Raw genomic sequence first — 23,028 nt, forward strand, 5'->3', positions numbered from 1 at the left:
CGTGGCCGATCGGACGGGTGCCGCCGACCCCCTGGTGGTGGGCTCGGTCATCGACACCTCGCGGGTTCTCACCCGGGCCGGCGACGTCGGCGCCTGGATGACGACGAACATGTTCGTCCCGGACACCTTCGAGCGGGCCTCGCTGCGCGACTTCGACCGGGAGATCCAGCGCGGCCTGGACAACCTCGCGCACGTCTGCCTCCGCCCGCACGACCGCCTCGCGCGGACGGAGGAGGTGGTCCGGGCGGATGTCGCCCGCCGGGTCCCACCAGCCGGCCTGGCCCGACTCGCCGGCCATCCGGAGGAATGGGCCGGGGTCGAGCACGGACGCATCCATCCGCTGCGAGTGCTGTCGCTGCGCTACGTCGAGGACGTCGACTTCTACGAGAACCGGGTGGCGGCGCAGCTGGTGGACCGGTTGGACGAGTACCTGACCAGGCGGATCCACGAACTGGCCCTGCTCGGCGCGGGCCTCGCCGACATGAGCGCGTTCGTGGGCGCGCTGCACGGCACCAGCTCCTGGCGGCGGCGGGAACGGATCGCCGAACTGGTGGCGGTGGCGGTGTCGGACAAGGCGGCGTCGGCCGCCGCCATCGAGGCGACCCACGCGGAACTGGCGAACGCGCGGGGCCGGCTACGGGCCCTGCGCCACTCCCCCGCACTCACCCACGCCGACCGGCGGGCGCGGTTACCGATGCGGCTCAGGTGGACGAACCTGTTCACCAACGATCGCCGGTACCGGCGGGTCGGGAAGCTCTGGGAGCGTTGGGCGGTGCAGCAGGCGGCGGAGACGGACCAGGCACGGGCCGACAGCCGGGACTTCCCCGCCGCCTACCGAACGTACGTCGCCGCACTGTCGCTGCGGGCCCTGGCGCTGCTCGGGTACCGGCCGGACGACCCGGACGCCCCCGCTCCGGCAGCGGGCACCCGGCTCCGGCTGCGCGGCCCGGCGGAGGAGTTGACGTGGTCGATGAGCGAGGACGGCACGGTCGGCGTACACGCCGGCGGGACGGAAGTGACCCGAATCGTGACCGACCCGCGAGACCTCGGCGCGAGGGTCCCCGAACCTGTCCGGCAGGGCTGGCTCGCCGATCTGGCGGCACTGCCCGGTCCGGTCGTCGTCGTCTATCCCGGCCTCCGGACCACCCGGTCGTCGCTGCCCCGCCCGGTACGTCGGGGGCTGCATCCGGCGGGTTTCGGGACGACGGCCTGCCTCGTGCCGATCAGCCCGTTGGAGGTCGAGGGCGAGGAGCGGCTGGGGCGGGCCCTCCGGTGGACGCTGCAGGGCCGGTGGTTCAGCCACGGATACCCGCTACCGGTGACACTTCCCGGTCCGGTGCCGGAGTTGCCGGCCGCAGACTGGCTGCGCCCGGTGGGCGGCCGGCGGGTGCTGCTGCTCCGCCGACCCACCCCCGAGGAGCGGTCGCACCTGATCCGGCAGGCGGTGGACGGGCACCAAAGTCGAAGCCGGGAAAGTCAGAGTCTGCCGGCAGCGCTGACGGCCGCCCTGGACGCGGCGGGGGTGGCCTTCTGCCGGTTCGACACCTGCCCGATCTGCCAGGAGCCCGGGGCGCGGCTGCACGTGCGGGACCGCGACACCTTTCAGGCGCGGTGCAGCACCTGCGAGGCCGTCTGGGGCAGCCGGGTCTGTTCGTGTGGTGCCCGGTACCCGGTGCTGTGGCCGCACAACGCCATCATCGACACCGCCGACGGGGATCGAATCGACCGGACAGCCGGTGCGGATGTGCTGGCAATGCCGTGCACCGCCACGGAAACCGCTCCCGGATCGCGGTTCCGGTGCCCCAGATGCCAAGAGTGTGCTGGGCGACCGGGATGCACCTGCTGGGCTGACTCCGACGGGCGTCAGACAGCGGAAGGCGTCATCGAGGCCTTCGCTTCGGAGACGTGAATGGTCTGCACGGGCACGATCTTCGACCAACCCGACGCCGACGCCGTCCGAGCCCAGTTCGACCGGGTCGTGGCCACCATCGGGGCCAAGCTCCCGACGGCGGTCTTGCTCCGCTCGGCTGTAGGGCCGCGAGCGGCACTACAGCCGTCGACGGCTGTCAGGTCGGTGCGGACCGGAGTACGTCCACGACCGGGCGCCGTGTGGCAACCATCGCGGGGACGGCGGTGAGCGCGGCGAAGGCGAGCAGGACTCCGAGCACGGTGGCGAGCAGCCAGGAACCGGGTGGGTACTGGACCTCGCCGGTGCTGACGAACGCGACAAGACCGATGCCGGCTGGTATCCCCGCGATGACGCCGGGTATGGCGGGAAGCAGTTGCGCTACCGCCAGGCCCACGCCGGCCTGAGCGGGCGTGGCGCCGAGCGTCCGCGCGACGGCCAGCGGCTGCCGGGCATCGAGGACCGCGGTCCAGCTGCTCACGACGGCATTGATGAGCGCAAGAATGAACAGCACGACGATGACAACGAGCAAGGCCTGGTCCATTCGCTCGCTGCGGGGGTTGGCGAGCTCCGTGTAGCCGAGGTCGAAGTGCTCCACACGGGTGTTGACGATGAGCATGGCGACGAGCGCGGTCGTGGTGATCAGCGTGTTCACGGTGACCAGCCGGGCGCGGCGCGGCCGGCGCGCGTTGATGCGCACCCCGATCAGCAGGGCGGTGGGCAGCCGCCGCGACAGCCAGATACGCCCCCGCCGGCGCAGTGGGCCATGGTCGTCGTCCTGACCCGACGGCTGGTCCGCTTCCACCGCACCGGCCGCCTCCGAACCGTCACCAGCCCCGCCTGACTCGAACGACGACCCGCTCCCCGTCCTAAGCCAAGCCGGGTAACAAGATACGGTCGGGATCATGACCCTCATCTTCGCCGACCTCGGCCTGCACCTGGGCGTCCTGGACGCCCTGCTGGATGACGCGATCGCTGCCGACGACCTCAAGGCGCTCATCGATTCGACCGGCCCCGATGGCCCCGAGGACGGCTACCCAGGTCCAGGCCCGCGCCTGGAGGCGTCACTGAAGCTGTTACATGCCGTCGCGGTGCCGTCGGCCGAGGCTGCAGCGATCACCCACTTGCAGTTCGACGGCGGCAGCGACATCTACATGCTGATCGAGCAGACCCTGGACATCGACACCGGCGGCGAGTCCGACGACTACAACGTGACGTCGCTGGAGGGCCTTCACGCACTGTCCAGCCTGCGGTCCCTGGACCTGGACGGCCACGGCTACCGTCGAGGGCCGTTGGAGCTGACCCCGCTGACCGGCCACCCGGCCCTGTCGGAACTGGTACTGACCGGGAAATGCACGGGAGCGGCGGCGCTGGAGTCGCTGCCTGCGCTACACACCCTCGACGTCTCGCTGGCGCACCTCGACGACCCCGATGTCCTGACCCGCTTGGAGGCCCGCGGAACGACGGTCCACCGTTGATGGGCGCCAGAGCCACCGGTGTCAGTAGATGATCAGGTACGGCTGCCGGTCGCTCTCCCGACTGTCGATGGCGACCAGTCGCCCAGCGGTCGGGTCGTCGGAGAGTCGAAGCGTCAGGGCTCCGTCGGCCAGGTTGGCGTTGACCGCGCCGGTGACGTCGACCGAGTACCAGCCGGGGCGATCCACCCGGACGGTCCCGAGCACGCTTCCGCCCACGCTGGACGGGCGGCTGTTCCAGCTCACGCCGCTCTCCGACCATGAGTCGTCGGCCAGCGCCCGCACCGTCACCGGTACGGCGCCGACGCCCGGCGACACCGAACCGACATGGAAGTACAGCCGGGCGGAGACAGTCGCAGTGCCCGGGTAGCCGCCGAGTCCGGCCTTCAGGTAGGCCATCCGGTCGCCGTCCGGACTCTGCGTGTCGGGGAGGTCGGCGATCTCCAACTCGCTCGCTGAGCCGTAGGCGGTGTCCGCGTACGCACCGGCGCGTACGAAGGTGTCGGCGACCAACGGCGTCGTGGTCTGCCACCTGGTCTCCACGTTCCGGGCCCGGTCGTGGGCGGATGCCCAGTAGTAGCCGGGTGCGGTGATCCGCAGTGGTTGGAAGCCCACCTCACCGGCCCGGAAGCCGATCGTTTCCGAGACGCCCGACGCCTGGCCGTCCGAGTTCGCGCTCATCGTCACGTACCGGCCCGCCATCTTGGTGAACCGGCCGTGCACGGCCGCCGCCACCGGCTCCCCGGTGACCAGATCGGTCACCCGGAGCCGCACGGTCGCCGGACCGCCCGCGGCGCTCACCGTCAGCTCGGAGACGATCAGTGGCCGCAGGTGGGTGCCGGCGGTGGTGGCGGAGACAGCCGGCGAGGCCGGCCCGACGTTGCCGTGTACGTCCACGGCGGCGACCCGGTAGTGGTGGGTGGTGTCCGGCAGCAGGCCGGAGTCGGTGAAGGTCAGGCCGCGCGACTGCCCGGCGAGGTTCTTCGGGTCGGGCGTGAAGCCCGGATCGGTGGACCGGTAGATGTTGTAGTGCTCCACCTCGGTGTCGTCGAAGGCCCGGCCGTAGACGAGATCGATGCTCTGGTGGTCGAAGGCGTTCGCCGTCGGCGGCGAGCTCACCACGCCGGGCGGGCCGGTGTCGGCCGGCAGCGGCGCGTACACGGCGTTGGGCCCCCACACCGACGGGAGCCAGCGGATGGAGTCGTAGTGGTGCATCGCGATGCCGCCGAATGCCGGACTGCCGGCGAAAGCGTCGTACACCTTCCGCAGTTCGCGCTCGGCGACGGCGCGCCCCTCCTCGCGGAAGGTGATGGTCTCCGGGTCGCCGCTCCAGGCGATGTCCAGCGTTTCCACCCCGATCACCACCGAGTTCGGCTTGCCGATCGCCTCGGCGTACGCGATCTCGGACTGGGCCTGGGCGATGATGCCGACCGACCCCTCCGCGGTGTCCCGGTAGTCCATGATCGAGATGTAGTCGCTCAGGTCCTGGATGTGTTCGCTGAGCGGTTTGGTGGCGCCCTTCCAGGTGATGCCGGTGCAGCACGGGTTGACGTCCAGCCAGCGCGGGATCGCCGGGCCGAACGCCAGTGGCGAACCCGCCGCGTTCCTGCGCTGGATCAGCTTCTCCAGAATCTCGAGCCACTGCAGTTGCAGCGCCGGCTTCTCAGCCGCGAACCCGGGATAGATGTAGGGCTCGATGTCCACGTTGACCCCGTCGAACCGCTCCGCCGGCCGCGAGGCGAGGTTGTAGTTGAGGATCTTCTCCATCTCCCGGACCGCGCGGGGGTGGTAGCGCTCCAGCCCGCCGAGGAACGGCGGTTGGGTCCCGCCGGCGATCGTGGCGTACACCGTGAAACCCTGCGCGTGGGCCCAGCTCACGAAGTCCCGCACCTCGGCGCGCTTGTCGTAGAGCATGTCCAGGTCGCCGTACCGGTCCACGCCGACATAGAGCGTGGCGATCGGCCGCGAGCCGAAGGTGTCGGCGTCGCGCGCCGTCGTCGCGAGCAGCCGGCGGGATCCGGGGTTCAGGACCAGGCCGTACGACGCCCGCTCCCAGATCCACATCGCCCGGTCCTGCGGGCCGACCCGTACCGGCTCGGCAGCGCCCGCGCCGACCGCGACGTAGACGGTCGGGCTGTACCCGGTGTTGCCGTACGCGTCGACCGCCCTGGCCTCGATGCTCACCATGGCGTCACCGAGTTCGCGGGGATCCCACAGATGGGTGTAGGTGCCCTTCTCCCCGAGCGCCCGCAGCCAGGCTCCGCCGTTGACGCGTACCGACACCTCACGCACGGTGTTGTGCGCGGCGACCGAGACGCGGACCGGTGTCGGCTGCCGCACCGTACCGCCGTCATCGGGACTGGTCACCGTCACGACCGGGACGTTGGCGGCCGGGTTGTCCACCCGCAGGGTGACGAACGGGGACCAGACACCGTAACGGTTGTCGGTCCGCTTGGCGCGCACCGCGACCTCGATCTCACCGTCCACGCCGGTCGTGTCCAGGTCGTAGTACCAGGTGCCGGTGTCGTCGCCGTCCGGGTCCACGGTGTGTACGCGGGGAGTGCTGCGGCCGTCGAGCACGACGGTCAGTTCGTACGCGTCGGTGTAGCTGCCCGACAGGCGGACGGTCCCGGCCGGCACCGCGGCACCGCTGGTGTGCGAATCGATGGTGACCGAGGGCGCGGCGGCGGAGGCGGGCTGCCCGGGCGGCAGCAGCAGAGCGGCCAGCACGGCGGCAGACAGCGTCAGCCGCGAGCGCCAGGACTTGCTTCGGATCAGGGACACGGGGGTGCTCCTCTCGGGGGGTTCAGGAGATGAGGAGGTACGGCTCGGTGCCCGCGGCGTACTCGCGGGAATCGATGACCACCAGCCGGTCGGCGACCGAGTCGTCGGCGAGTCGGAAGGTGATCTGGCCGTCGTTGAGATTGCTGTTCACGGCACCGGTGACGTCGATCGCCTACCACCCGGTGTCGTCACCGGCAGGGTGCCTAGCGGGGTCGCTCCCGCGGTGGGCCGGTTGTTCCACGTGATCGTGGGCTCCGACCAACTGTCGACGGTGAGCACGCGGACGGCGTGGGGGACGTTCACGGCTCCTCCTGCCATGTGTCGAGCCAGCGGTCCAGGTGCGCGGCGACGAACGCGTCGTCCTGCAGATCGGGGTACGCCCGGATCACCCGGTCGAGCTCCGCCGCCTGCCCGGGCGAGAGCCGCTCCCGCTCGTCGAGCAGCCGTACTTTGTCCAGCAGGCCCTGGCGCCGCAGCACCTCGTGGATTCCGGCGACACAGCCGGCGAAGCCGTTGGCGACGTCGAAGACGGCCGCGTTGGCGTCGGTCAACCTCGCGGCCGTCGTGAGCAGCTCCTCGTCGAGCTGTCCGGTCCGTGCCGCCTCGCGGGCCCGCTCGAACAGTTCCACGGCGCGGCGGGTCCACACGGCGTACTGGCCGAGCAGCCCACCCACGATCCGCTTGCTGACCTGGCCGCCACTCACCGGGAAGCGGTACGTGGTGAGCAGGTCGACGATGATGTTGTCGTCGTTGCCGGTGTAGAGCGCGATCTCCGCCGCCCGTGCGGACTCGCAGACCGCCCGGACCACGTCGAGGGTGCGGTACCGGTCGAACGGCGCGATCTTGATCGCCGCCAGGCAGGGCAGTTCGGCGAGCCGGGCCCAGAAGTCGAACCCGAGCGTCCGACCGCCGACCGCGGGCTGAAGGTAGAAGCCGAACACCGGGAGCACCTCGCCGACCGCCTCGATGTGCGCGATGAGCTCGTCGTCCGTCAGCTCCGCCAACCCGCGCAGGATCACCATGGCGAGGTGTTGACGATCTCCCCGCCCTAAAGGACGGGGATTCCCTCCACGCTTCGCGTGGAACACGCGGCGTCCGGGCGGATTCCTGCTTCCCGGCGCGGTGCCAGCACCCGTGCTGGTCTTACCTGCGCTCCACAGGCGTTTAGGCTCTCGGCGCGTCCCGCCGCGAGCACGTTGATGGCCGCGTTGATGTCCCGGTCGTGGGCCGCGCCGCACGGGCGGGTCCACGACCGGACGGACAGCGGTTTCGGTCCGTCGATCCGGCTGCACGCAGAGCATGTCTGCGACGTGGGCGCGAACCGGTCGACCTTGGCGAACACGCGCCCGTACCGGGCGGCCTTGTACTCCAGCATGGCGGTGAAGCTGGCCCACCTGGCGTCGTGGACCGACTTGGCGAGCCTGGTGCGGCCGAGACTGGTCACGCACAGGTCCTCGACGTACACCGCTTGGTTGTCGCGGATGATCCGTGTCGAGAGCTTGTGCTGCCAGTCCCGCCGGGTGTCGGCCACCCGCGCATGCGCGCGGGCGACCTTGACGACGGCCTTCTTGCGGTTCTGACTCCCGCGCTGCTTGCGGGAGAGGTCCTGCTGCAATCGCTTGAGTTTGCGCGCGGCGCGACGCAGGAACTTCGGCGCGGCGACCTTCGTGCCGTCCGACAGCACCGCGAAGTGCGTCAGGCCCAGGTCGATACCCACCTCGGAGTCGACCGGCGGCAGTGTCTCCTCCGTGTTGGTCTGCACGACGAACGAGGCGACGTATCGGCCCGCCGCATCCTTGATCACCGTCACGGACGACGGCTCGGACGGCAGGTCCCGCGACCAGCGCACATGCACGTCGCCGATCTTTGGCAGGCGCAGGCGGCCGTTGTCGAGGACCTTGAACCGGGAGTTCTTGGTGAAACGGATCGCCTGCCGGTTGTCCTTGCGTGACCGGAACCGTGGTGGCGCGACCGTGCGCCCCTTGCGCTTGCCCGTGATCGAGGCGAAGAAGTTGCGGTACGCGGTGTTCAGATCCGCCAGGGCCTGCTGCAACACCACGGCGGACACCTCGCCCAGCCACGCCCGTTGCGGGGTGTCCTTGGCCTGGGTGATGACCAGCTTTGACAGGTCGGCGTCGGAGACGTACTTCCCGCCCGCCTCGCGGACCTGCTGGCGCAGGCGCAGCCCGTCGTTGAACACCACCCGGGCGCACCCAAACGACCGTGCCAGCGCTTCGCGCTGGGCGGCGTCCGGGTAGAGCCGGTAGTTGTAACGGAGCTGCACGTACAGCAGTGTACAACGGAGTACGATCAGCGCCATGACCGACACGAACGACATCAGCGTGGCCGACCTGCGGAAAAACCTGGCCGAGATCCTGAACGACACCGCCGTCCGCAACCGGACGATCTACGTGACCCGTAACGGCCGTCGGATCGCCGCCATCGTGCCGGTTCCCGTGGCTGAGCAGAGCGAGCAAGCTGCAGGTTAAGGCACTGCTCGGGCCTTGGCGGCCCTCCCAGCGCGGGCCTTCACCCCCGCCCTGAAGGGCGGAGCACTGGCCCGCATTCCGGTAGCCGCCATGCCGCAGCCCGTCGTACCGGCGGGGGGTCTGGCGGGCGTGTCCGACCAGGGTCTCGGCGCGCCACGCCCCGATCTCGGTCAACCGCGGGTAGCGCGGGATCTCCAGCCGCCAGCCCTGGTCGTCGGTGAGGTGCAGGTGCAGCACGTTGAGCTTGTGCAGCGCGAGCAGGTCGATGAAGCGCAGCACGAACTCCTTGGGCATGAAGTGCCGCGCCACGTCGAGCATCACGCCGCGCCAGCCGAACCGGGGGGCGTCGGCCACCTCGAGGTGCGGAAGGCTGACGGTCCGGCCGGACGCGCCGTCCGGCAGCAGCTGGCGCAGCGTCTGGGCGCCGTAGAACACCCCGGCAGGCGCGCCTCCGGTGATCTCCACACCGCGCTCGTCGACGGTGAGCCGGTAGCCCTCCGGTGCCAGGCGATCGTCGAGGGTCAGGCGCACCGGGGCGTCGGACAGCACGGCGCGGGTGAACCCGGGCACCTCCGCGAGCCAGTCGGCGACCCCCTCGGCCTCGGGCACGGCCACGACCGGCACCGGCCCGGCGACACGCAGCGCACCGGAGTGCCGGCGAACCGCCGCGGGATACGGGATCAACGAGGTCATCACGCCGCCCGGTGCGCAGCGAGTACCGCCCGGAACGCGCCGAGCGCGTCGGCCAGCGGCGGCGCCTCGGGGAACCAGGCCCGTTCCCACTCCAGGGACAGCCAGGCCCGGTAGTCGAGGCGGTCCAGCTCGCTGAGGATCTGGCCCAGCGGGACCGCGCCATGCCCCGGCAGCACCGGAGCCAGGTCGTCGGTCGCCCGGACGTCCTTGAGCTGTACGTGTCGCAGCCACGGCGCCAGCGCGTCGGCCGCCTCGCGGGCGCTCTCCCCCACCCGCCACGGGTTAACCGCGTCCCACAGGGCGGCCACCACGGGCGAGTCGACCTCGGCGAGCACCGCCGCGACGGCGCGTGCCGAGCAGAACACGTCGTGGGTCTCCAGCAGGACCGTCACCGGCCCGCCCTCGATCCTCCGGGCCACCTCGCCGAGCCGCTGCACCGCCACCGGATGCGGGTCGGCCTGGCCGTCCCGGCCGCCGAAGACCCGCACGTAGCGGGCGCCCAGGTGCTCGGCGATCTCGACGTGGTGCAGCAGGTCGGTGACCGGGTCACCGTCCGGTGCCGCGACACGCACGTACGAGGCGACGCAGATCGGCTCGACACCCGCGTCCGCGAACCGCTTCCCGGTCTCTCGCAGCGTGCCGGCCGGGGTGTCGGGCGCGACCGGCTCACCCTCGGCGCAGCGAAGCTCCACGCCGTGGCAGCCGGTACGCCGGGCCAGCTCCAGCACCGATTCGACCGGCTCGGCCGAGCAGCCGAGGGTGCTGAACGCGAGTCGGCCCGCTGCCCACGCCGGTACCGTGTCGACGCCGCTCACGCCGCTGAGCCGAATGGTTCGCTCGCTCCGCTCGCTCACGCCGCCACCTCCACGGTCGGACCGGGGATCCGCACGGTGTCGGCACGCTCGGCCGACTCGTACAGCGCGAGCGCGGTGGCCACGACCGACTGCCCGTACGCCGCGTCGACCGCCGGCACCCGCCCGTCGCGGCAGCTCGCGACGAAGTCCGCCAACTGCTCCCGGAACGCCGCCACGATGTCGTCCTGCTCGGGCGTGACCACCTGCACCGCGTCGTCCCCCTGGTACGTCCACAGCCCGTCGCGCCGGGACAACCGCAGCGCGCCGTGCTCGCACACCACCTCGGTCTCGTCCTGGAACGGCAGGCCGGTCCCGGTGACCGAGAGCATGACCCGTACCCCGTTCGCCAGTTCCAGCAGGCCGACCGACTCGGTTTCGACCTCGACGCCCGGCTGGTGCCAGACGTACCCGTGCACGCTGACGGCGGGCGCGTCGCCGAGCCAGTGAGCCTTGTCGATACTGTGTGTGCCGACGTTCATCACGATGCCGCCGCCGGCGAGCGTCGGGTCGAAGAACCAGTCCGGCCGGGAACCCCGCTCGTACCGCGCGGTACGCCGCTCGGTGATCACTACGGGCCGGCCGAGGCTTCCCGACCGCAGGGTCCGCCACGCCTCGCGGACCGTCGGCAGGAAGTGCAGCACGTGGCCCACGGCAAGGCGTACCCCGTGGGTCGCGCAGGCGTCGATCATCCGCTGGGTGTCCTCGACGCTGGTGGCCATCGGCTTCTCCACCAGGACGTGCAGTCCGGCTGCGGCGGCGTCCACGGTGATCGGTGCGTGCAGCGTGTGCGGCGCGGTGATCAGCACTCCGTCCAGCCCGCCGGCGGCGAACATCACGGCGTGGTCGGCATACGCGCGGGCGCCGAACCGGGCCGCGAGCTGCTCGGCGGCCGGCAGCCGTACGTCGCAGACCGCGGCGACCTCGACCTCGGGCAGGCCGGCGGCCGCGTCGAGGTGCAGGGCGGCGACGCTGCCCGCCCCGATCACGCCGACGCGGAATGGTCGATTCCCCCATGTTTCGGTCACTGCACGTTCCTTTCGATCAGGACAGGTGTGTCGGTAGGGCGAGGGTGGCCAGGGGCGCTCGGGGGCGGACCGTCCCCACGCTCGTGGTGACGGGGCGGCAGGCGAGCGCTGATCAGCCCTTGAGACCGCTGGCCATCGCGCCGCGAACGAAGTAGCGCTGGGCGAGCAGGAACAACAGCAGCATGGGCAGGAGCGACATCAGCGCGGCGGCGGTGACGAGCTGGTCGTTGCCCATGAACTGGCCCTGCAGGCTCATCACCCCGATGGGCAGGGTGTAGTTCTCCGGCGAGGTGAGGTAGATCGTGGGCTCGAGCACGGCGCCCCAGGACGCCATGAAGGTGAATACGCCGAGTGTCGCGAGTGCCGGCTTGGCGAGCGGCATGTGGACCCGCCAGAACACCTGCCACGGGTTGGCTCCGTCGAGCGCCGCCGCCTCCTCGAAGTCGCGGGGGATCGCGAGGAACGTCTGGCGCATCAGGAAGATCCCGAACGGCGTCGCCAGCCAGTACGGCACCACCAGCGGCAGCATGGTGTCGAGCCAACCGAGGTGCTTGTACAGGATGAAGTTGGGGATGATCGTCACGACGGTGGGCAGCATCAGGGTGCCGAGCGCCGCGGCGAGCAGCACGTCCTTGCCCGGCAGTTTCATCCGGGCCAGCGCGTGGCCCACCATCGCGCTGGTGACCACGTTGCCGACCACGGAAAGGCTCGCGATGAGGAAGCTGTTCCAGGCGTACAGGCCGAAGGGGGCGCGTTCCCACACCTGCGTGTAGTTGGACCACTCGGGCGGGTGCGGGAGCCAGACCGGCGGCACCGCGACGTACTGCGCGAAGCTCTTCAGCGAGTTGGCCACGGAGGCGACGAACGGAACGACCATGATCGCCGCACCGAGGCCGACGAACAGGTACGCGGCCGGGTGTCCACGTCGGTCCTGGCGGCGCCGGACCCGGCCGCGCCGACCGGTCTCAGGCATAGTGCACCCACTTCTTCTGCAGGCGGAGCTGGACCAGCGTCAGGAGGAAGATCAGCGCGAACAGCACCCACGCGACTGCCGACGCGTAGCCCATGTTGAAGAACTCGAAGCCCTGCTGGTACATGAAGAGCACCGTCATCTCGCTCGCCCCGTTCGGCTGGCCGGCCGGTTGGCCCCGCATCGGTCCGGTCATCACGTAGACCTGCTCGAAGGCCTGCAGGGTGGTGATCGTCGAAAGGACCAGGACGAGGAACGTCGTCCCCGATATCCCGGGGAGGGTGACGCGGCGGAACCGTTGCCAGGCCGACGCGCCGTCGATCTTGGCGGCCTCGTACAGCTCCTCCGGGATGTTCTGCAGCCCGGCGAGGAAGAGCACCATCATGTAGCCGACGCCCTTCCAGACCGCGACCAGGGCGAGCGTCGGGATGACGAGCACCGGACTCTGCAGCCAGGTCGCCTGGGGCAGGCCGAGCCACCCCAGTACGGTGTTGGCCATCCCGAACTGCGGGTTGAAGACCGCGTCGGCGACGTACGCCACGACGACCCACGACGAGATGACCGGCACGAAGTACGCACTGCGCAGTAGCGAGATCCATCGCAGGCGTTGGTTCAGCGCGACCGCGAGCAGCAGCGCGAGGATCGTCTGGGTGGGTACGAACAGCACCGCGAAGTAGGCGGTGTTGAGCAGGCTCCGCCAGAACGCCTCGTCACCGAGCAGGCGGCGGAAGTTGTCCAGCCCGACCCACCTCGGTGGGGAGAGCGTGTCGTAGTCGGTAAGGCTGAAGTAGAGCAGGGCGAGTACGGGCCACGCGGTCAGCACCACCAGGTGTGCCAGGTACGGGAAGGCGAACACGGTCGCCCACGCCCGCTGACCGAAGCCCGGCCGTTCATCCCCGGTTCTCCTTCCGTCCCGGGGGGAGGGGCGACGCCCCTGTTCCACCCGGTCCTCGATGGTCGTCACAGCGCCACCTCCTCCCTCCGTCTGGCGGGGCTGACTCACTTCTTCGCGTAGAAACGGTCGATGATCTGCTGCGCATCCCGTTGCGCCTCGGTCAGCGCGTCACCGACGGGCCGCTCCTTGGCGAGCGCCCGGTCGACCTGGTTCGCCACGGCCGTGGTGTACTCGGTCCACACCGGGTTGAGGCCGAGGTCGTCGGCGTCGGCGAGGGCGTCGAGGAATGCCTGCCGGTCGGCCGGCGGGGTACCCGGCTTCAGGAACACGTCGGACGCGGCCACCTTCTTGTTGATCGGGATCGCCTCGCCGATCCCGGCCCAGGTGGTCTGTGGTTTCTCCGAGGCAAAGTAGGTAATCCATTTCCAGGCGGCCTCGGCCTTCCGCTGGTTCGCGGCCTTGTTGATCACCCAGGAGTTCGCGATCGCCACGTGGCCGCGGCCCGCCGGGCCCTTCGGCATCGGTGCCACGCCGAGGTCGATCTTCGCCGCGTTCGCCGGGATGGTGCGGGCGTAGATGCCGAACTGCATCGCCACCCGGTTGCTGGCGAACATCGTGTGCGGGCTGCCCAGCGCCTTGGTCGTGACCACGTCGGGGCCGGCCTTCTCGGTGTACATCGCGTTCAGCATCCAGTCCAGCGCCGCACGGCTCTGCGGGCTGTCGACGACGACCTTCCGCCCCCCGTCGGCGACGACGTCCCCGCCGAACGCCTTGACCATCGGCCACCAACTCTCGGTGAAGCCGGGCGAGTAGACGCGCATCCCCCACACGTCGGGCTTGCCGTCACCGTTGGTGTCCCGGGTCAGCTTCTTCGCGGCCGCGGTGAGGTCGTCGTACGTCCAGTCTCCGGTCGGCTCGGCGACGCCCGCGTCGGCGAACATCTTCTTGTTGTAGAAGAGCACCGGGGTCTGCGCGCCCTGCGGGAAGCCGTAGATGTGGCCGTCGGAGTCGCGGTTGAGGTCCACGCCGTAGTAGTCGTCGGTGTTGACGGTCTTCACGAAGTCGCTGAGGTCACGCAGGCTGTTGCGGCCGGCGTACTCCTGCACCAGCACCCCGTCGGAGAGCCACACGTCAGGACCCTTGCCGCCGGCGAGTTGGGTGCGCAGCCGCTTGAAGAAGTCCGTGTACGGCGCCGACTCCAGCTCCAGCTTGATGCCGGAGTTCGCCTTCATGAACTCGTCGGCGAGCGAGCGCATCGTCTTGTCAGCCGGGCCGCCCGCTTCCGCGTAGTAGCCCAGCCTGATGGTCACCCGGCCGCCGCTCTCCTCGTCGCTCGCGCCGCAGCCGATCATCGTCGCGGCGAGCGCCGCGACGCCTGCCAGGGCGACGAGACGCCGGCCTGGCGAGAAGCGTTGCATCCTCATCGTGGATCTCCTTGTGTTGGTCGCCCGGCGGGCAGCGGTCTCGGGTCACCGCCTCGACGGTGCGCCTGGCCCTCGGCCGGTCACGGACTACCGGTCGCGGGCGGCGCCGCACGAGGCCCGGATCGCCAGGCGTGGTTGCAGTTGGGTCTGGTGCACGGGGGCCGAGGCTCCCTGCTCGATGCGTCGCAGCAGGACCTCGGCGGCGAGCTTGCCCACCTCGGTCTTCGGCGGGGAGATGGCGGTGAGCGGCACCTCGCCGAGGTCGGCCACCTCGTCGTCGTAGGCGATCACCGCCAGCCGGTCCGGCACGGTCAGCCCGAGCCGGCGCGCGTGGGGCAGCAGTCCCGCGGCGTCCCGGTCGCCGAGGCAGAACACCGCGGTGATCTCGTTGTCCCGGCAGATCTGTGCGTACGCCGCGAGCTGGTCGGACGTCCATTCCTCACGTCGGACCGCGGCCGCCGGGAGATGAGGCAGGCCGAAGTCTGCGACCGCGCGGTCGAAGCCCTCCGCCACCATGTCGGCGGTCGCGGTCCGGATCCGGCCGAGGTGGCCGATCCGCTTGTGCCCCAGCTCGACGAAGTGCCGTACCGCGGCGTAGCCCCCGCCGAGATGGTTGGTGCAGACGTACGGCGTCGCGTCGTCCGGCGCGGGAGCCGGCGGCCTCCGTTCCACGAGCACGTACGGGACCGGTAGCCGGTGCAGTTGGTCGACGTACTGCTGGGGCTTCTCGATCAGGTGCAGGTTGGGCACGAGCAGCAGGCCGTCGACGTCTGCGGCGAGCAGTTGGTTGATCTGCTGCGCCTCCAGATCCGGGTCGTACTCGGAGCTGGAAAGGATGATCCGGACGCCGGCGCTGGTCATCACCCGCTCGATGCCCTCGATCACCCGTGGGTAGAAGTACGAGGTGGACGGTACGAGCACCCCGACGAAGCGGGCGCTACGCCCGACCTGCGCTGGTATCGCCACCACGTAGGTGCCGGAGCCCTGGCGACGACGTACCAGCCCCTCGTCCACCAGCAGGTTGATCGCGCGGCGGACCGTGTTGATCCCCACCTCGTGGGTGTGGGCGAACTCCTGCTCGGTGGGCAGGCGTGCGTCGACCGACCACCGACCTTCGGCGATCTGTTGCCGAAGGTAGGCCGCCAGGGCTCGGAATTTCGTCCCCTGAGGGAATGAATCCAAACCATCAATGTCGGTCATGGCTGAGGATTCTTGAGCAGCAGACAAACCTCCGTCAATCCCTCCCGGCAAGAATTTTCCCTGCTTGACGCGGCTCGCCGGGCAGGTATGCTCCGGATTGCCATCGACTAGTGGGAATGAATTCATTCCCAAATAGATGCCACGGAAGGTGGGATTCGGCATGCCGGCTCTTGGGCCCGAGCACACCGGGGCACTGAACGGTCTCGTCGTGGAGCGGGTGGAGACCTTTGTGGTCGAACTCCCGACGATCCGTTCGTTCGAGATCGCCGGAGGGACCGTCGCGACCGTCGGGCAGCCCAGCCGGCGGGTGCTGGTGAAGGTGACCGCGGACGGAGTCGTCGGCTGGGGCGAAGCCACCCCGACGCCGTCCTGGACCTACGAAACCACCGAGAGCATCGTCACCACCATCGATCGCTACCTCGCGCCCGCGATCCTCGGCGCACCGGCGTGGAACCTCGACGCGGTCACGGCAACCTTCGACCGGGTCATCAACCGCGGCTTCACGATCGGTGCGCCGATCGCGAAGTCCGCGATCGACATCGCGCTACACGACCTCGTCGGACGGGCGGTCGGCGTCCCGCTCGGAGTGCTCTGGGGGCAACGTCGCGTCGGACGGATCCCACTCGGCTGGATCATCTCCGCCAAGACCCCCGAGGCGGTCGCCGACAGCGTCACGGAGGGCCACGCCCTCGGGTACACGGCCTTCAAAGTCAAGATCGGGCTGGCCGAGATCGACCAGGACCTCGCGTTCGTCGAGGCGGTACGCCGAGCGGCGCCGAAGGCGGCGATCTGGGTGGACGCCAACCAGGCGTACCAGGTCGACCAGGCACTACAGGTGGCCCGCCGGCTCGCCGAACTCGACGTCGCCGCGTTCGAGCAGCCGCTGCCGGCCAACCAGATCACCGGGCTACAACGGCTGCGGGACCACTCCCCCGTGCCGGTCGCGCTCGACGAGAGCCTGCGCCACCCCAGCGACCTCGCCACCTTCGTACGCCTGGACGCGGTCGATGTCGCGATCGCCAAGGTGCAGCGCAGCGGCGGCCTCACCCTGTCCCGGCGGATGTGCGCCCTCGCCGAGGACAGCGGGGTACGCCTGATGGGCTCCGGCCTCACCGACTCCGACCTCGGCTTCGCCGCCTCGCTGCACCTGTTCTCGGCGTTCGGCATCGACACGCCCGTCGACCTCAACGGCCGACAGTTCATCGAGTCCGCCTACGTCGGCGGGCACACGGTCGAGGTACGCGACGGGGAGGCCGCAGTACCCACCGGCCCCGGCCTGGGCGTCGACGTGGACGAAGCCGCAGTACGAGCCCTGGCCGTCGACGTGCTCCGCGCCGATCCGCCGGCCAGATCCCACAGAACTCGTGATGCCGAGTAGGCCCAGGCCGGGTCCGATGTGCGGATCTTTGTGAATAGGCAAACGGTCGTTGGTAGCCGTGTCACCTGCGATCGGTCGTCAGTCAGGTTCACGCGTCAACACGATGGCCCGGCCGTCGACGTTGAGCACGTGCCCGGCGCCGAGGCGGGCCAGGGGCGTTTCCCAGTGCACGTGCCCGCACACGGTCAGGGCCGGCGCCTGGGTGCGCAGATGGGCGCCGATGGCGGGATGGCCGGGCTGGTCGTTGCCCTCACCCTGGGGGCCTTCGTGCAGGACGAGCACGGCGGGATCGGCGGCGAGCGCGGCGCCGATGCGGGCCAGCTGGGTGGGTTCGCTGCGGCGGCCAGACCGGCGCGGGTCGCCGATGATGCTCCCGACGCCGGCGAAGCGCACCCCGCCGTGGTCGATCCAGCCTCCGTCCAGCAGCGCCGCGGCTGGGCCGAGTTCGGCCAGCTGGTCGCTGGCGATGACGTCGTGGTTGCCGGCCACCCCGACGACCAGCCGGCAGCCGACCGCGACCAGCGCCCACCACACGTCGGCGACCTCGCCGGAGGCGCCGCGCCGGTCGGCGTGGGTGGTGGAGTACAGGTCCCCGACGAGGACCACGGCGAGGCGCTCCGACGGTGGGATGAGCCCCTGCTCGGCCCACACCGGCAGATAGTCAGCCAGCGCGACGCCCAGCAGCACGGGCGGGCCGCCCCACGGCGACGGCGCCACGCCCTGCAGATCCCCGGTGACCAGCACCGCGTCGCAGCCGGAGGGTAACGCCTCGACGCCCAGGCGTCCGACCGCTAGCCGGGCCGCCTCGGTGCCGCCGCCGGACCGCGCCCGCTGGTAGGTCACCTCGGTGACCGGTTCGACGCCACGGCCGGTGATGCGCACGCCGACACCGTAGCCGCACCCCGCCACCACAGCGCTGAGATTTGCTGGCGGCAGACGGGGCAGGCTGCATGGGACTCTCCTTGCGCCGGCCCGGCGTCCGCAGCCGTTTCAGCGCCTGCCTGGTGGCGATCCGGATCAGGCACGCGCGCTGGTCCAGCACCGTGCCGAGGTCGACGCCCACCCACAGCAGCCAGGTCTCCTGCAGGACGTCTTCGGCGACGGCGGAGCCGAGCATCTCGTAGGCGGGAGTGAACAGCAGGTTACGGTGAGCGACGAACGCCTCGGTGGCCGCGTCCATGCGACTGCCACGAGCTGCGGCCGTCGGTTGCTCACTTCGTTCGCTCATCGCTGGTTCCTGCCTGTTTCGTTCGCGACCGTGCCGATTCCCCTGCGATCCCGGTCCCCGCCGCTTTGTGACACCGACGATCGGTGGGCTACGTCACATAGGTCCCGCTGTCACAAAAAGCGGGCCGCCGGGATCTCTTGCACGTAACGACGCAACACCACGAGCAAGGAAGTCACAGCATGTCCACACCCACGACGACCAACCTCCGGTCGCGCATGCCCAACCCTCTCCCGTTCGGCCCCGAGATGGCGGAAGTCGGCGCAGGCCTGCACAAGGTCTCAAGAACGGTTCGATCCACCCGTCGACCATCAGCCTGCTACAGCTGCGCGCCGGGCAGATCCTCGGCACGGCGATGGGGTCGCTCATCATCGCGATCGCCCACATCGGCTTCTTCACCCCCGGCGCTCTCATCGCCGAGCCGATCCCCGGCATGCCGCCCGGCCAGGACTACAGCGAGTAAGAGAGGCACACAGCATGAGCATCACCAGGTTCGCGGCGGCGGGAGCAACCGGGCGGCTGGGCCGCCACGTCGTCGACGTCCTGGTTGAGAGAGGACACCAGGTCGTGCCGATGTCCCGAGTGAGCACCGACCCGGCCACGGGCAACGCGTTCACCAAGCTACGAGACGTTCCTTAGAGCAACTGGGTCAGCTTGCCACCGCGTTGGAGGAGGGGCCGGCCGCGCACGGCTGGGTCGAGGACCAGCGCTGGGCCCTGGGCCGGGTGGCGGGAGCTGATCGCCCGGCTGTTCCGGCAGCGGTACCCCCTGCGGGGTGTCGTTGTTGTTGCACCGCATCGGGTTCAGCCCGCAGATCCCGAAGCATCGACCGGTCGAACGCGACGAGGCGGCGGGAGGTGTGGCCGCAGGCAAAAACAGCGGCGGCCGAGCGTGGAGCGTGGATCTGCTTCCAGGACGAGGCAGGTCACACGCTTCGGCCGCCCAAGGCCCACACCTGGGCGCCCCGCGGACGCACGCCAGTGATCCGGTGTCCGACCCTACTGGGTCGGCCTGGTCCTCATCGCCGCCGCCTGGGTTGCTGATCGAGGAGATGCCTTACATGCCTCAGATACCACCGACCCCGCCCGCGCCGCTGCCTGCGCTGCCGTCACTCGGGTTCCGGTGTTCGTCAAGTCGTCTGCGGGCTTCAGTCGACGCCTGCAGGTTACGAATCTGGCCATCGTCGAGTGATGCCTTCTGCTGGGAACGACGCCACAGCCAGACCGCTGCAACGACCGCCAACACGATGATCAGAACCATGAGCCAACGCATGTCGACCTCCGTCTGTTGAGCGACCATAAGCCCGATTGACAGCCCGTGCACCTATCGCTGCTCTCAGTATGCGCAGCTCCAGTCAAGCGGACGGCTTGCTGACGCGCTGTCGGGCATCAGCTCGCGGTCGGGCATCTCGTTCACCTCGCGGCAGGTCCGGGCTCCGTGGATCGGTGGACGGTGCCGGCAGATGAAACTGTCAGTGCCCCAGTGATGCTGGTGGGCGATTCGGGCGAGAGCCGGGGCTGCGGGATCGACTTCGGTGGTGCGACGACGGCCACGTCGGCGACGAACGCGTCGATCTGGCCGCGGGTAATGCCGGGCATGCAGATGATGTGGCTGGTGTCGCCGCCACTCCCCCACCGCCGCCTGGGCGAGTCAGATTGGCCGGTCACGGCAAGGTCCCGAGGTGCCCGATCCTCCGCTTGCGCGTATCACGGGAAGCCCGGTCGGTCATGTAAGGAACCCCGGTGCTTGATCAGCCCGGTGGGACGCTTGGGCCCCGTTGTTCGACGGCGGGCATGGCGCTGTCGACGACCAGATGTTCATCCGCGTGGCCGGATCCAGAGCAGCCTGTCGGCGTCGTCGGACTGGCTGTCTGGCCGCGGCGACGTGCTGGTCGAGGTGACATAGACGCCGTCTTGGTACGGCAGGACCGCTCGTGCGCGTTCTCCGGAGCTGAAGGTGGGTTCGAGCGTGCCGGTGGCGTTGTTCAGAACGTAGAGGATCTGCTCGCTGAGCGCGGCGATGAACAGGTCGTCGCCGGCGAAGGCGATGCCGGAGGACGCCCAGGTGTTGCTGCCGGATTGGACATGAGGTGCGTGCATGCCGTCGCGCTGTTCGTCGCCCTGCACCAGCGGCCAGCCGTAGTTGCCGTCGGCGACGATCCGGTTGATCTCGTCGTGGCCGGATTCGCCGTGTTCGGACGACCAGTGCTGGCCGGCCGGGTCCCCGGCGAGGCCTTGCGGGTTGAGGTGCCCGTAGGAGTACACGTACGAATCGTCGAAGGGGTTGTCGGCCGGGACCCGGCCGTCGGTGGTCAAACGCAAGGTCTTCCCGGCGAGGCTGTCGAGATCTTGCGTTGCGTCATTGTCGTGCCGCCATCCGGTCGTGGCGTAGAGGTGGCCATCGACTCCGACGGCCAGGCGGCCGCCGTTGTAGAGCTCGTGGCCCGGGATGCGGTCGAGAAGTACACGTCGCTCGGTCCCAGGCGTTGCCGTCGAAGGCGAGTTCGGCGGTGCGGTTGGTCAGGCCGGTGCCCGGATCGTAGGTGTAGTAGACGTAGGCGGTCCCGGTGTCGGCGAAGTCGTCGGCGAGGGCGAGGCCCATCGGTCCACTGCCGCCGTTGCGTACGACCAGGTCGGAAGTCTGCACGCGGTGGCGGGTGAGGGTGCCGTTGGGCCCGATCATGGCGATGGTGCCGTCGAGTTCGGTCACGATGATGGTTTGATCGGAGATCCTGACTTCCCACGGGTACGAGATCGTCGCTGACGACGGTGACTTCCCAGTCGTCGGTCGTCCGGCCGATCAGGCCGGGACCGGTGTACGCGTCGTCGTCAGTCCCGTCGGGGAGCGCGGCGGACGGTGCAGGTCCGGTGTTCTCGGGTAAGGCGACCCGTCGGCGACGACGGCCGGCAAGCACCAGCAACGCGGCCAGCGTGATCGTGATTATGTGCGTGTGGAGTCTCCTGGAGGCATTCGTATCGACGCACTCGCTGACAGCCGGCGCAGTGCCGTCGTCAAGGTGTGCAGTCGGTGTTCGGGGTGGGCCGACAAAAGCGCGTTTTTCCGCCGCTCTATAGACGTCCTTCAAAGCGCTTCTTAATATGATCCCTGCCGTTCGGCGAATTCCCCGCCCCCCGTCAGGAGACAGACTTGTTCAGGCATTCACTTCCGCTGGTCGCGGCGGCTGTTCTCGGCCTTTCCGCCGTGGCCACTCCCGCCCAGGCCTCCCCCGTCCAGGCCGCTCCCATCCAGGCCGCCCCGGCCCAGGCCCGCACGGTGGCGCACTCCGACCTGGGCGTCCAGGTCGCCCCCACCGGTTGCACGACGTGGGTGGAGTGGGTCCAGGAGGGCAGCAACAGCTACTACTACGGCCGCGGCAACGTGCAGTGCGCCACCGGCCGCTACAAGGTCAAGCTCCAGTGCCGCAACCTGCAGACAGGCGTGGGATACGTCGTCTACGGCGGCTACGCGGTGAACGCTCCCGGCACGGCCACTACCCAGTGCTACAGCGGCAACGTCGCCGAGGGCGTGTACCCCGTCGAGGACCCGCTGCCCACAGTCGGTGTCACCGGTTGCGTCTCGTGGGCGGAGTGGGTCCACGAGGGGAGCAACCACTACTACGGCCGGGGTACCGCCCAGTGCGACACCGGCCGCTACCGGGTCCAGATCCAGTGCCGCAACGTGCAGACGGGCCAGCGGTACATCGTCTACGGCCCGACGGTGAACGCCCCCAGCATTTCCACCACCACCTGCTACCAGGGCAACGTCGCGGACGTCGTGTCGGGCGTGCCAGCGTGAGGGCTGACGGGTAGCCTGCACCGCGACTAGGGCGTGTCCTGTGAATCAGGGCTGGCTCCGAGAATCCCCTCGGTGATGCCCGGCAGAGCTTGGGTTAGGACAGCGGGCTGGGGTGGCCGGGTGATCAGAGAGATCGTGACCTGGCCCGGTACTGGGGAGGGCAATAGCTGATCGCCGGGATTGGCCCACCAGCGGGCTGCCAGGAGCGGCACGAGAGCCGGAGTCTGGCGGTGGCAGGCGATACGGAGGGTGGCCTCGATGGTGGGGCCGAGCTGTGGAGCGGCTCCGAGGGCGGAGAGCTTGGCTCGGACAATCTCACCGGCCAGGTTGATCGTGGAATAGAGCACCGTTTGACCTGCCAGCGGCCGCTTTCCTTCCCGCGGGGGTGCTGCTCCTTCGGGCAGGACCAGGACCAGGGGCGAGACCCCAAGGAGCGTGCGCTGCAGCCCGCGGGGCAGGCTGGTCTGCTCGGCGATCGAGATGATCGCGGCGTCCAGCAGGCCGTCATGGATCTGCTGAACCAGCACCGGCCCGTGGTCGACCTCGGGATGGACCGTCACGCCGGGCAGCTCGACGTCCAGGGCGGTGAACACGATCGGAGCAAGGGCCTGGATCGTGCCGACGGCCAGAGAGGGCGCGTCGGTGGTGGCCGCCAGGACCTGGTCGGGCAGCGCATCGATCTCGGCCAGCAGGCGGGCAGCCTGACGGGCCAGTTCCCTCCCGACCGGGGTAGGCCGAGCCCCTGTCGTGTCACGGTCGAACAACCGGGTCCCGAGTCGGCGTTCCAGGGCCGCCAACCGACGGGACGCCGACGGCTGGGTGGTCAGCAACTCCTTCGCGGCCGCACCGACCGAGCCGTGGCGGGCGACGGCCTCAGCCAGCGTCAGGTCCTCGATGCTCAGGCGGGAGGTCATG

22 protein-coding genes and 2 pseudogenes are annotated in these 23,028 nt (G+C 69.9%); 7 read left to right on the forward strand and 17 right to left on the reverse strand.

The window, feature by feature from the left end; all coding sequences use genetic code 11:
* The first annotated feature begins 1 nt into the window (after window position 1).
* On the forward strand, window positions 2–1,909 hold the full coding sequence (locus tag ACZ6Q9_RS24490) for a DUF2357 domain-containing protein (protein WP_396829665.1): 1,908 nt from the start codon (window positions 2–4) through the stop codon (window positions 1,907–1,909).
* Between the two features lie 157 nt (window positions 1,910–2,066).
* On the opposite strand, the gene ACZ6Q9_RS24495 is transcribed toward ACZ6Q9_RS24490, so the two are convergent.
* A complete protein-coding gene (locus ACZ6Q9_RS24495; protein ID WP_396829666.1) occupies window positions 2,067–2,813 on the reverse strand; it encodes an FtsX-like permease family protein in 747 nt (248 codons plus the stop codon).
* Here ACZ6Q9_RS24495 and ACZ6Q9_RS24500 point away from each other — a divergent pair.
* On the forward strand, window positions 2,812–3,384 hold the full coding sequence (locus ACZ6Q9_RS24500) for a DUF6892 domain-containing protein (protein WP_396829667.1): 573 nt from the start codon (window positions 2,812–2,814) through the stop codon (window positions 3,382–3,384). The two genes, ACZ6Q9_RS24495 and ACZ6Q9_RS24500, sit on opposite strands and share 2 nt — an antisense overlap.
* Window positions 3,385–3,405: 21 nt before the next feature.
* Here the strand turns inward: ACZ6Q9_RS24500 and ACZ6Q9_RS24505 are convergent, their stop codons facing one another.
* The 4 genes from ACZ6Q9_RS24505 to ACZ6Q9_RS24520 form a co-directional block, all read right to left on the reverse strand.
* Window positions 3,406–6,165 (reverse strand): CBM96 family carbohydrate-binding protein, encoded by a 2,760-nt coding sequence (locus ACZ6Q9_RS24505; protein WP_396829668.1) that lies wholly within the window; start codon window positions 6,163–6,165, stop codon window positions 3,406–3,408.
* 22 nt (window positions 6,166–6,187) lie between these two features.
* Entirely contained in the window at window positions 6,188–6,316 is a 129-nt protein-coding gene (locus tag ACZ6Q9_RS24510; protein ID WP_393268789.1) for a hypothetical protein, read from the reverse strand.
* Window positions 6,317–6,464: 148 nt separating this feature from the next.
* Complete coding sequence (locus tag ACZ6Q9_RS24515) at window positions 6,465–7,187, reverse strand: dihydrodipicolinate synthase family protein (RefSeq protein ID WP_393455629.1); 723 nt, start codon at window positions 7,185–7,187, stop codon at window positions 6,465–6,467.
* Between the two features lie 26 nt (window positions 7,188–7,213).
* Window positions 7,214–8,449: an RNA-guided endonuclease InsQ/TnpB family protein gene (locus tag ACZ6Q9_RS24520; RefSeq protein ID WP_396829669.1), complete on the reverse strand. Its 1,236-nt coding sequence runs from the start codon at window positions 8,447–8,449 to the stop codon at window positions 7,214–7,216.
* A 34-nt stretch (window positions 8,450–8,483) separates the two neighbouring features.
* On the opposite strand from ACZ6Q9_RS24520, the gene ACZ6Q9_RS24525 reads away from it, so the two are divergent.
* On the forward strand, window positions 8,484–8,654 hold the full coding sequence (locus tag ACZ6Q9_RS24525) for a type II toxin-antitoxin system Phd/YefM family antitoxin (RefSeq protein WP_393268795.1): 171 nt from the start codon (window positions 8,484–8,486) through the stop codon (window positions 8,652–8,654).
* 147 nt (window positions 8,655–8,801) lie between these two features.
* On the opposite strand, the pseudogene ACZ6Q9_RS24530 reads toward ACZ6Q9_RS24525, so the two are convergent.
* From ACZ6Q9_RS24530 to ACZ6Q9_RS24560, 7 genes and pseudogenes are all read right to left on the reverse strand, one after another.
* Window positions 8,802–9,347: pseudogene (locus ACZ6Q9_RS24530) on the reverse strand (family 20 glycosylhydrolase); the annotation flags it as partial.
* Complete coding sequence (locus ACZ6Q9_RS24535; RefSeq protein ID WP_393455277.1) at window positions 9,347–10,201, reverse strand: sugar phosphate isomerase/epimerase family protein; 855 nt, start codon at window positions 10,199–10,201, stop codon at window positions 9,347–9,349. The pseudogene ACZ6Q9_RS24530 and the gene ACZ6Q9_RS24535, both read right to left, overlap by 1 nt.
* Complete coding sequence (locus tag ACZ6Q9_RS24540; RefSeq protein ID WP_393268801.1) at window positions 10,198–11,226, reverse strand: Gfo/Idh/MocA family protein; 1,029 nt, start codon at window positions 11,224–11,226, stop codon at window positions 10,198–10,200. Before ACZ6Q9_RS24540 ends, ACZ6Q9_RS24535 begins: the two co-directional genes overlap by 4 nt.
* Window positions 11,227–11,338: 112 nt before the next feature.
* A complete protein-coding gene (locus ACZ6Q9_RS24545; protein ID WP_393455280.1) occupies window positions 11,339–12,199 on the reverse strand; it encodes a carbohydrate ABC transporter permease in 861 nt (286 codons plus the stop codon).
* Window positions 12,192–13,160: a carbohydrate ABC transporter permease gene (locus ACZ6Q9_RS24550; RefSeq protein ID WP_350705220.1), complete on the reverse strand. Its 969-nt coding sequence runs from the start codon at window positions 13,158–13,160 to the stop codon at window positions 12,192–12,194. Before ACZ6Q9_RS24550 ends, ACZ6Q9_RS24545 begins: the two co-directional genes overlap by 8 nt.
* A 35-nt stretch (window positions 13,161–13,195) precedes the next feature.
* Window positions 13,196–14,515 carry an ABC transporter substrate-binding protein gene (locus ACZ6Q9_RS24555; protein WP_393455283.1) on the reverse strand — a complete coding sequence of 440 codons (1,320 nt, stop codon included), beginning with the start codon at window positions 14,513–14,515 and terminating at the stop codon, window positions 13,196–13,198.
* Window positions 14,516–14,602: 87 nt separating this feature from the next.
* Window positions 14,603–15,715 carry a substrate-binding domain-containing protein gene (locus tag ACZ6Q9_RS24560; RefSeq protein ID WP_393455286.1) on the reverse strand — a complete coding sequence of 371 codons (1,113 nt, stop codon included), beginning with the start codon at window positions 15,713–15,715 and terminating at the stop codon, window positions 14,603–14,605.
* Window positions 15,716–15,875: 160 nt separating this feature from the next.
* Here ACZ6Q9_RS24560 and ACZ6Q9_RS24565 point away from each other — a divergent pair, with 160 nt between their 5' ends.
* Window positions 15,876–17,093 carry a mandelate racemase/muconate lactonizing enzyme family protein gene (locus ACZ6Q9_RS24565; RefSeq protein ID WP_393455289.1) on the forward strand — a complete coding sequence of 406 codons (1,218 nt, stop codon included), beginning with the start codon at window positions 15,876–15,878 and terminating at the stop codon, window positions 17,091–17,093.
* A gap of 78 nt (window positions 17,094–17,171) precedes the next feature.
* Here the strand turns inward: ACZ6Q9_RS24565 and ACZ6Q9_RS24570 are convergent, their stop codons facing one another.
* Window positions 17,172–17,975, reverse strand: a complete 804-nt coding sequence (locus tag ACZ6Q9_RS24570) for a metallophosphoesterase family protein (RefSeq protein ID WP_396829670.1) — start codon at window positions 17,973–17,975, stop codon at window positions 17,172–17,174.
* 820 nt (window positions 17,976–18,795) lie between these two features.
* Between ACZ6Q9_RS24570 and ACZ6Q9_RS24575 the strand changes: the two genes are divergently transcribed.
* Window positions 18,796–18,957, forward strand: a complete 162-nt coding sequence (locus ACZ6Q9_RS24575) for a hypothetical protein (protein ID WP_396829671.1) — start codon at window positions 18,796–18,798, stop codon at window positions 18,955–18,957.
* Window positions 18,958–19,093: 136 nt separating this feature from the next.
* Window positions 19,094–19,159, forward strand: a pseudogene (locus ACZ6Q9_RS24580) (winged helix-turn-helix domain-containing protein); the annotation flags it as partial.
* Between the two features lie 224 nt (window positions 19,160–19,383).
* On the opposite strand, the gene ACZ6Q9_RS24585 reads toward ACZ6Q9_RS24580, so the two are convergent.
* From ACZ6Q9_RS24585 to ACZ6Q9_RS24595, 3 genes are all read right to left on the reverse strand, one after another.
* The gene (locus tag ACZ6Q9_RS24585) at window positions 19,384–19,590 is read right to left on the reverse strand and encodes a hypothetical protein (RefSeq protein WP_393271113.1); all 207 of its coding nucleotides are present in this window, start codon (window positions 19,588–19,590) and stop codon (window positions 19,384–19,386) included.
* A gap of 545 nt (window positions 19,591–20,135) precedes the next feature.
* Window positions 20,136–20,768, reverse strand: coding sequence for a PQQ-dependent sugar dehydrogenase (locus ACZ6Q9_RS24590; protein ID WP_396829717.1), 633 nt, complete (start codon window positions 20,766–20,768; stop codon window positions 20,136–20,138).
* Window positions 20,677–21,072: a PQQ-dependent sugar dehydrogenase gene (locus ACZ6Q9_RS24595; protein ID WP_396829719.1), complete on the reverse strand. Its 396-nt coding sequence runs from the start codon at window positions 21,070–21,072 to the stop codon at window positions 20,677–20,679. Before ACZ6Q9_RS24595 ends, ACZ6Q9_RS24590 begins: the two co-directional genes overlap by 92 nt.
* 393 nt (window positions 21,073–21,465) lie before the next feature.
* Here ACZ6Q9_RS24595 and ACZ6Q9_RS24600 point away from each other — a divergent pair, with 393 nt between their 5' ends.
* Window positions 21,466–22,113, forward strand: a complete 648-nt coding sequence (locus ACZ6Q9_RS24600) for a hypothetical protein (protein ID WP_393455307.1) — start codon at window positions 21,466–21,468, stop codon at window positions 22,111–22,113.
* A 26-nt stretch (window positions 22,114–22,139) separates the two neighbouring features.
* Here the strand turns inward: ACZ6Q9_RS24600 and ACZ6Q9_RS24605 are convergent, their stop codons facing one another.
* Window positions 22,140–23,027 (reverse strand): LysR family transcriptional regulator, encoded by an 888-nt coding sequence (locus ACZ6Q9_RS24605; protein ID WP_393271109.1) that lies wholly within the window; start codon window positions 23,025–23,027, stop codon window positions 22,140–22,142.
* Between the last annotated feature and the right edge of the window lies 1 nt (window position 23,028).

This window comes from Micromonospora sp. NPDC049139 (genome assembly GCF_055586845.1).

What these genes read in the sequence shown, in the direction of transcription:
- ACZ6Q9_RS24525 (WP_393268795.1), top strand. Translation starts at nt 8,484, where the DNA reads ATGACCGACACGAACGACATCAGCGTGGCCGACCTGCGGAAAAACCTG.
- ACZ6Q9_RS24575 (WP_396829671.1), top strand. Translation starts at nt 18,796, where the DNA reads ATGAGCATCACCAGGTTCGCGGCGGCGGGAGCAACCGGGCGGCTGGGC.
- ACZ6Q9_RS24515 (WP_393455629.1), bottom strand. Translation starts at nt 7,187, where the DNA reads ATGGTGATCCTGCGCGGGTTGGCGGAGCTGACGGACGACGAGCTCATC.
- ACZ6Q9_RS24495 (WP_396829666.1), bottom strand. Translation starts at nt 2,813, where the DNA reads ATGATCCCGACCGTATCTTGTTACCCGGCTTGGCTTAGGACGGGGAGC.
- ACZ6Q9_RS24560 (WP_393455286.1), bottom strand. Translation starts at nt 15,715, where the DNA reads ATGACCGACATTGATGGTTTGGATTCATTCCCTCAGGGGACGAAATTC.
- ACZ6Q9_RS24500 (WP_396829667.1), top strand. Translation starts at nt 2,812, where the DNA reads ATGACCCTCATCTTCGCCGACCTCGGCCTGCACCTGGGCGTCCTGGAC.
- ACZ6Q9_RS24545 (WP_393455280.1), bottom strand. Translation starts at nt 12,199, where the DNA reads ATGCCTGAGACCGGTCGGCGCGGCCGGGTCCGGCGCCGCCAGGACCGA.
- ACZ6Q9_RS24565 (WP_393455289.1), top strand. Translation starts at nt 15,876, where the DNA reads ATGCCGGCTCTTGGGCCCGAGCACACCGGGGCACTGAACGGTCTCGTC.
- ACZ6Q9_RS24605 (WP_393271109.1), bottom strand. Translation starts at nt 23,027, where the DNA reads ATGACCTCCCGCCTGAGCATCGAGGACCTGACGCTGGCTGAGGCCGTC.
- ACZ6Q9_RS24555 (WP_393455283.1), bottom strand. Translation starts at nt 14,515, where the DNA reads ATGAGGATGCAACGCTTCTCGCCAGGCCGGCGTCTCGTCGCCCTGGCA.
- ACZ6Q9_RS24585 (WP_393271113.1), bottom strand. Translation starts at nt 19,590, where the DNA reads ATGCGTTGGCTCATGGTTCTGATCATCGTGTTGGCGGTCGTTGCAGCG.